Source organism: Paraburkholderia sp. SIMBA_027 (assembly GCF_046535315.1).
GTDB classification, from domain to species: domain Bacteria; phylum Pseudomonadota; class Gammaproteobacteria; order Burkholderiales; family Burkholderiaceae; genus Paraburkholderia; species Paraburkholderia tropica.
Map to the genome: position 1 here is coordinate 1 of NZ_JAWRWY010000931.1, position 260 is coordinate 260.

1 protein-coding gene is annotated in these 260 nt (G+C 61.2%); it reads left to right on the forward strand.

The window, feature by feature from the left end; genetic code table 11:
• The coding region (locus SB764_RS41830) for a hypothetical protein (RefSeq protein ID WP_410867011.1) at window positions 1–260 on the forward strand (260 nt) is incomplete at both ends.

Genomic DNA, 260 nt, shown 5'->3' on the forward strand with positions numbered 1-260 from the left:
CTGAGCGCCGTGCTTTACATCAGCGGTATCCTGATCCACGAGAAGTACATCGCAATTGACTTCTCCAACAAGGAGCTGATCGGCAATGCCTACGTCGCGGCCGTGCATGACGCGCTTATCGACTTCGCACTCGCGGGGGCCGGGCAACCGCAGACTGCGGCCCGATTGCAGCGCACTGCCAGCAGACTCGCCGACGCCGAGCACCGCTTTGGCGCGAACATGCAAAGCGCAGCGATCAATGAACGGGTACGCCATGCACT